The organism is Streptomyces sp. NPDC001270, assembly GCF_042896695.1.
Taxonomy (GTDB): Bacteria; Actinomycetota; Actinomycetes; order Streptomycetales; family Streptomycetaceae; genus Streptomyces.
The window spans coordinates 34,308-40,576 of the sequence record NZ_JBIAXM010000053.1; the positions used below are offsets into that span (position 1 = coordinate 34,308).

Annotated in this window: 5 protein-coding genes; 4 read left to right on the forward strand and 1 reads right to left on the reverse strand. The window is 70.2% G+C overall.

The window, feature by feature from the left end:
• The first annotated feature begins 125 nt into the window (after nucleotides 1–125).
• The 3 genes from ACFY2B_RS42910 (at nucleotide 126) to ACFY2B_RS42920 (ending at nucleotide 3,688) form a co-directional block, all read left to right on the forward strand.
• Entirely contained in the window at nucleotides 126–1,106 is a 981-nt protein-coding gene (locus ACFY2B_RS42910; RefSeq protein ID WP_390768506.1) for a cation diffusion facilitator family transporter, read from the forward strand.
• Between the two features lie 293 nt (nucleotides 1,107–1,399).
• The gene (gene ahcY, locus ACFY2B_RS42915; RefSeq protein ID WP_390768507.1) at nucleotides 1,400–2,857 is read left to right on the forward strand and encodes an adenosylhomocysteinase; all 1,458 of its coding nucleotides are present in this window, start codon (nucleotides 1,400–1,402) and stop codon (nucleotides 2,855–2,857) included.
• A gap of 216 nt (nucleotides 2,858–3,073) precedes the next feature.
• A complete protein-coding gene (locus ACFY2B_RS42920; RefSeq protein WP_390768508.1) occupies nucleotides 3,074–3,688 on the forward strand; it encodes a hypothetical protein in 615 nt (204 codons plus the stop codon).
• Nucleotides 3,689–3,772: 84 nt separating this feature from the next.
• Here ACFY2B_RS42920 and ACFY2B_RS42925 read toward each other — a convergent pair whose 3' ends face one another.
• Complete coding sequence (locus ACFY2B_RS42925) at nucleotides 3,773–4,801, reverse strand: RDD family protein (protein WP_390768509.1); 1,029 nt, start codon at nucleotides 4,799–4,801, stop codon at nucleotides 3,773–3,775.
• Nucleotides 4,802–4,933: 132 nt separating this feature from the next.
• On the opposite strand from ACFY2B_RS42925, the gene ACFY2B_RS42930 reads away from it, so the two are divergent.
• Nucleotides 4,934–5,941, forward strand: a complete 1,008-nt coding sequence (locus ACFY2B_RS42930; RefSeq protein ID WP_390768510.1) for a stage II sporulation protein M — start codon at nucleotides 4,934–4,936, stop codon at nucleotides 5,939–5,941.
• Nucleotides 5,942–6,269 lie beyond the last annotated feature (328 nt).

Consider the following 6,269-nt stretch of genomic DNA (forward strand, 5'->3'; position numbering starts at 1 on the left):
TGGACACCTGGCGCACCAGGAACAGACGGGGCTGCAAGAATGGCCCATCGGCAAAGGGCGGGCAAAGGCGACCGGCATCGGCCCGCACGGCGTAGCGGTACGTAGGGGAAGGGGCAACGCGACACATGAGCGCGTCAGGCGGCACCAAGGCGATCGTGGCGGCACTCGGCGCCAACCTCGCGATCGCGGCATCGAAGTTCGTGGCGTTCGCGTTCAGCGGATCATCCTCGATGCTCGCCGAGGGCGTCCACTCGCTGGCCGACTCGGGCAACCAGTTCCTGCTGCTCATCGGCGGCAGGAGAGCCCAGCGCGAGGCCACCCCGCAGCACCCCTTCGGCTACGGCCGCGAGCGGTACATCTACGCCTTCCTCGTCTCGATCGTCCTCTTCTCGATCGGCGGCATGTTCGCCGTCTACGAGGGCTACGAGAAGATCAGCCACCCCCATGAGCTGGAGAACTGGTACTGGCCGGTGGGCGTCCTCGTCTTCGCGGTCATCGCCGAGGGCTTCTCCTTCCGCACCGCCATCAAGGAGTCCAACGAGCTCCGTGGCAAGCTCTCCTGGTCGCAGTTCATCCGCCGGGCCAAGGCACCCGAGCTGCCGGTGGTCCTGCTGGAGGACTTCGGCGCCCTGATCGGCCTCGTCCTCGCCCTCGGCGGCGTCGGCCTGTCCGTCCTCACCGGCGACGGCATCTGGGACGGCATCGGCACGCTCTGCATCGGCCTCCTGCTCGTCGCCATCGCCCTCGTCCTCGCTGCCGAGACCAAGTCGCTGCTGCTCGGCGAGGCCGCCGGCACCGAAGAGGTCAAGAAGATCGGAGCCGCGATCGTCGACGGCGAGACGGTCACCGGCGTCATCCACATGCGCACGCTCCACCTCGGCCCCGAGGAACTGCTGGTCGCCGCGAAGGTCGCGGTCCAGCACGACGACACGGCCACCGAGGTCGCGGACGCCATCAACGCCGCCGAGGCCCGCATCCGCACCGCCGTCCCGATCGCCCGCGTCATCTACCTGGAACCGGACATCTACAGCGAGGCCGAGGCCACCAAGGGCCCGGACCCGGAAGCGGCCCCCGGCGGCCCCACCCCGCACGCTGCCGGGCACTGACCCCGGCCCGCCCACGGGTACCCGCCGGCCTTTACCGCGCCGGGAAAGGCGTGAAGTGTTCGGAGGCGGACTGGGGCGGCACGGTCCCGCGGTGTAGCTTGGGACGGAGCCAGACGTCGCTGCTGATGGCGGTCGGGCGGCCTAGTACGGGCCGACCGAGGGAGAGAGGGCCTCCGACGGACTGCGCTGCGCGTACGTGGGCATGCCTGTGTCCTCTTCTCGGGCACCCCTGTGTCCGCCGCCGCGCAGACCAGCCGTACCCACCTCGACCCAACCCCGAGGAGCAGCTCGCAATGACGACTGTCGACAACCGACAGGACTTCAAGGTCGCCGACCTCTCCCTGGCCGAGTTCGGCCGCAAGGAGATCACCCTCGCCGAGCACGAGATGCCCGGCCTCATGGCGATCCGCAAGGAGTACGCGGAGACGCAGCCCCTCGCCGGCGCCCGCGTCACCGGCTCCCTGCACATGACCGTGCAGACCGCCGTCCTCATCGAGACCCTGGTCGCCCTCGGCGCGCGCGTCCGCTGGGCCTCCTGCAACATCTTCTCCACCCAGGACCACGCGGCCGCCGCCATCGCCGTCGGCCCGAACGGCACGCCCGACAACCCGCAGGGCATCCCGGTCTTCGCCTGGAAGGGCGAGACCCTGGAGGAGTACTGGTGGTGCACCGAGCAGGCACTGACCTGGCCGGACGCCGCCACCGGCGGCCCGAACATGATCCTCGACGACGGCGGTGACGCCACCCTCCTCGTCCACAAGGGCGTCGAGTACGAGAAGGACGGCAAGGTCCCCGGCCTGGAGACCGCCGAGTCCGACGAGCACCGCGTCATCCTCCAGCTGCTCCACCGCACCCTGGGCGAGAACCCCCAGAAGTGGACCCAGCTGGCCTCCGAGATCCGCGGTGTCACCGAGGAGACCACCACGGGCGTCCACCGCCTGTACGAGATGCAGCGCGACGGCGTCCTCCTCTTCCCGGCGATCAACGTGAACGACGCCGTCACCAAGTCGAAGTTCGACAACAAGTACGGCTGCCGCCACTCCCTGGTCGACGGCATCAACCGCGCCACCGACGTCCTGATCGGCGGCAAGACCGCGGTCGTCTGCGGCTACGGCGACGTGGGCAAGGGCTGCGCGGAATCCCTGCGCGGACAGGGCGCCCGCGTCATCATCACCGAGATCGACCCGATCTGCGCGCTCCAGGCCGCGATGGACGGCTTCCAGGTCACGACCCTCGACGAGGTCATCGACAAGGCCGACATCTTCGTCACCACGACCGGCAACAAGGACATCATCATGGCCTCCGACATGGCCAAGATGAAGCACCAGGCGATCGTCGGCAACATCGGCCACTTCGACAACGAGATCGACATGGCCGGCCTCGCCAAGGTCCCGGGCATCGTCAAGGACGAGGTCAAGCCCCAGGTCCACACCTGGACCTTCCCGGACGGCAAGAAGCTCATCGTGCTGTCCGAGGGCCGCCTGCTGAACCTGGGCAACGCCACCGGCCACCCGTCGTTCGTGATGTCCAACTCCTTCGCGGACCAGACCCTGGCCCAGATCGAGCTGTTCGCCAAGCCCGACGAGTACCCGACCGGCGTCTACACGCTGCCCAAGCACCTCGACGAGAAGGTCGCCCGCCTCCACCTGGACGCGCTCGGCGTGAAGCTGACCACGCTGCGCCCCGAGCAGGCCGCGTACATCGGCGTGGAGGTCGAGGGCCCGTACAAGCCCGACCACTACCGCTACTGAGCCGGACCACCGCTGCCGCTGAGCACCACCCGCAGCGGATCCACCGGGAGGTGCGCGCCCGGCCATGGACGCACACCCCCGGCGGCAGCCCCTCCGAGGCAGGCCCCCGCACCCCCGTGCCGGGGGCCTGCCCCTTTGGTCCGACCGGCCGTCACACCGGCCGGGGCGGCCCGTCGAGCCGACCGGACCACCCGCCCGTCAAGCCCCAGGACCCCCATGCCCCGCGGCCGCTATTCGCTCCTCGATCCGCACGATCACACCCCCTTCGCACAAGAACACTTCCAGTGCGCCCCCGGCCCCTCCGGCTGGCGCTACGTCTCCCGGCTGACCACCCCTTCGGGCCACCCCAGCGGCTCCGTCGACCTCACCCTCGACGAACTCGGCCGCCCCATCCGCCTCGAACTCCACGTGGGCGGCTGGCAGGTGCGCGGCGCCGCCCTCGACGGAGTGACCTGGGTCCGCACCGACCCCACCGGCTCCCATGCCACCGAAGGCAATGTGCGCGCCCACGCCTTCACCGGCACGTCCCCCGCGTTCCTCATCGCCACCGTCCGTCTCCTGCGCCTCACTCCTTCCGACTCCGCGACCCGCGTACGCCTCGTGGCCTTCACGGACCCGGTCCTCGCCCCGCGCACCGTGGACCAGTCCTGGGCCTTGGTGAACAGCGAAGCACACGCCACTGACAACGGCCCGCTGGCCGTGGACGAATACCAGGTCACAGCCCTGGACACGGGTGAACGGCACACCGTTCACATCGCCGGCGACGTGGTGCTCGCCGCACCCGGCGTCGAACTGGACGACCTCGACTCCCCGCCGTCGGTCTTCGGCTGACCGGATCACCCGAGCCGCCCGACGCGGCCATACCCCCGGCACAGCGGTCCCGTGGAGCGCGGACGACCGACGGGACCGCTGTCCCTACGCGGGCGGTACGAAGCCGGTGGCCGGCCGGTCGTCCGATGCCCCCGGGCGGCCCGCTGCCGACCCGGGCGGGGCATCGGACGCCGGGTTCCGCCCGGCACCGCCGACGGGATACTCCACCGGCCGCTCGGCCTGCGGCCAGTACGCCGTAGACGCGGGAGCCGGCGGTACCGGAGTGCCGTATCCGCCCACCGGGCCATACCCGCTCGGAGGGACGTACCCGCCCGGCGCACCGGCCGCGGCCGGTGAACCAGCAGCCGCACCGTCCCGGACCTGTCCACCCCCGAAAGCACGCCGGGCCTCCCGCGCCTGGCGCTCCTGCACCACCGCCGCCAGGTACGCGGCCGGCGGCACGCCCTGCGGCGCCGGCACCCCCGTGCCCGCCGCCAGGTCGGCCGCCAGCCGCTCCGCCATGGCCCAGGACACCTGCGGGTCGAGTTGCCGCATCCGCGTCAGGTACTGGCGGACGGCGAGCCACAGACTGTCCGGAACCGCCGACAGATCAAGCCCCGCGAAGCGCCCCGCCAGCCACGGCGGGGGCGGAGGCACGAACGCCGTCCGCCCGGAGGGCACCCGCTCCCGCACGACCAGCGTGCCCGCGAAGACGTCCCCGAGGCGCCGCCCCCGAGCCGACACGAGCGAGGCGATGCACGCGATGACCCCGAACGTCAGCAGAATCTCGACGACACCGAGCGCCCCGCGCATCAGCGCGTGCCGGAACCGGATCGGCCCGCCGTCGTCCCGGACCACCCGCAACCCGCACGCCATCTTCCCCAGCGATCGACCATGACTGAGCGTCTCCACCGCGATCGGCCCGCCCACCAGCACCAGCAGGAACGACGCAACCGACAGCGCGACCTGCGCCGCCTCGTCCAAGGACGACGTCGACGCCACCAGAACCGTCGCCACGGCGATGTAGACGAGCACGGCCACCGCCAGATCGAGCAACACCGCCAGCGCCCTGCTCGGCAGCTTGGCGGGCCGCAGTTCGAGCGCCACCGCCTCGCCGGTCACCAGCTCACTCACACCCGTCCTCCTTCCCCTGGCCTGCCCCGAGAACCGCAAGTCTGCCAAGCTGAAGGCGCAGCGCCGCCCCAGTAGGACAAACCGACAGTCACGACGAGCGGTCGACGACCAGCCGAGGAGCAGGCAGACCCGATGGACCTGGACGTCTTCGTCACCGCCCACCGAGCCGAGTGGGACCGCCTCGACGCCCTGCTGCGCCGCCGGGGCCGCCTCAACGGCACCGAAGCCGACGAACTCGTCGCCCTGTACCAGCGCACCGCGACCCACCTCTCACTGATCCAGTCCAGTGCCCCCGATCCCCAGCTGACGGGCCGGCTCAGCCAACTCGTGGCACGCGCGCGCAGCGCCGTGACCGGAACGCGCCGCGCCTCCTGGCGTGACGTGACCCGCTTCCTGGGACAGGGCTTTCCCGCCGCGGTCTACCGGGCGCGCCACTGGTGGGTGCCGACCGCGCTGCTGTCCACGGTTGTCGCGGTCCTCCTGGGATGGTGGATCGGCGCTCACCCCGAGGTGCGGTCCTCGATCGCCGCGCCCAGCCAGTTGCGCGATCTGACCCGCCCTGGCGGCGAGTACGAGACGTACTACTCAAGCCACCCGGCTGCCTCCTTCGCCGCCCAGGTATGGACGAACAACGCCCAGGCCGCGGCGATGTGCCTGGTCCTCGGAGTCTTCCTCGGCCTCCCGGTGCTCTGGATCCTCTTCCAGAACATGCTCAACCTGGGCGTCGGCTTCGGCCTGATGTCATCGGCCGGCCGACTCGACACCTTCCTCGGCCTGGTCCTCCCCCACGGCCTGCTGGAACTGACCGCCGTCTTCGTCGCCGCGGGTACGGGCCTTCGCCTGGGCTGGACCGTCATCGACCCAGGTCCACGCACCCGCCGCACCGCTCTCGCCGAGGAGGGCCGGGCCGCGATCGGCATGGCGATCGGCCTCGCTCTCGTCCTTTTCGTCTCCGGCGCCATCGAAGGCTTCGTCACGCCCTCCGGCCTGCCCACCTGGGCTCGCATAGCCATCGGAATCGCCGCCGAGCTGGCCTTCCTCGTGTACGTCTTCGTACTCGGCGGCCGTGCCGCTCGTGCGGGCGACAGGGGTGACCTGGCGACATCCGAGCGCAGTGCGACCGCACCCACGGCCGCCTGATGTGCGGACACCGGTGTTGACCTGCTAGTCTCCTCTTCGCCCCGGGCTACCCGTTGACACGGGCCTCTCGGGGAGGTAGATTCAAACAGTTGCCCAGAACTGGACAGGTTCTGCGGTGGTCGTTAAGATCTATCTGCTTCTTCGTGAACACGGTTCCAAGAAGCCTCTCTCCCGATTTACTCAGGAATGAGTGGCCGGTCAGACCGGCCGAGAATCTCTGATAAAGTCGGAACCGCCGGAAAGGGAAACGCGAGAGCGAGACCCTGGAAAGCACCGAGGAAATCGGACCGAGAAAAGGTCTGATAGAGTCGGAAACACCGAAGGGAAG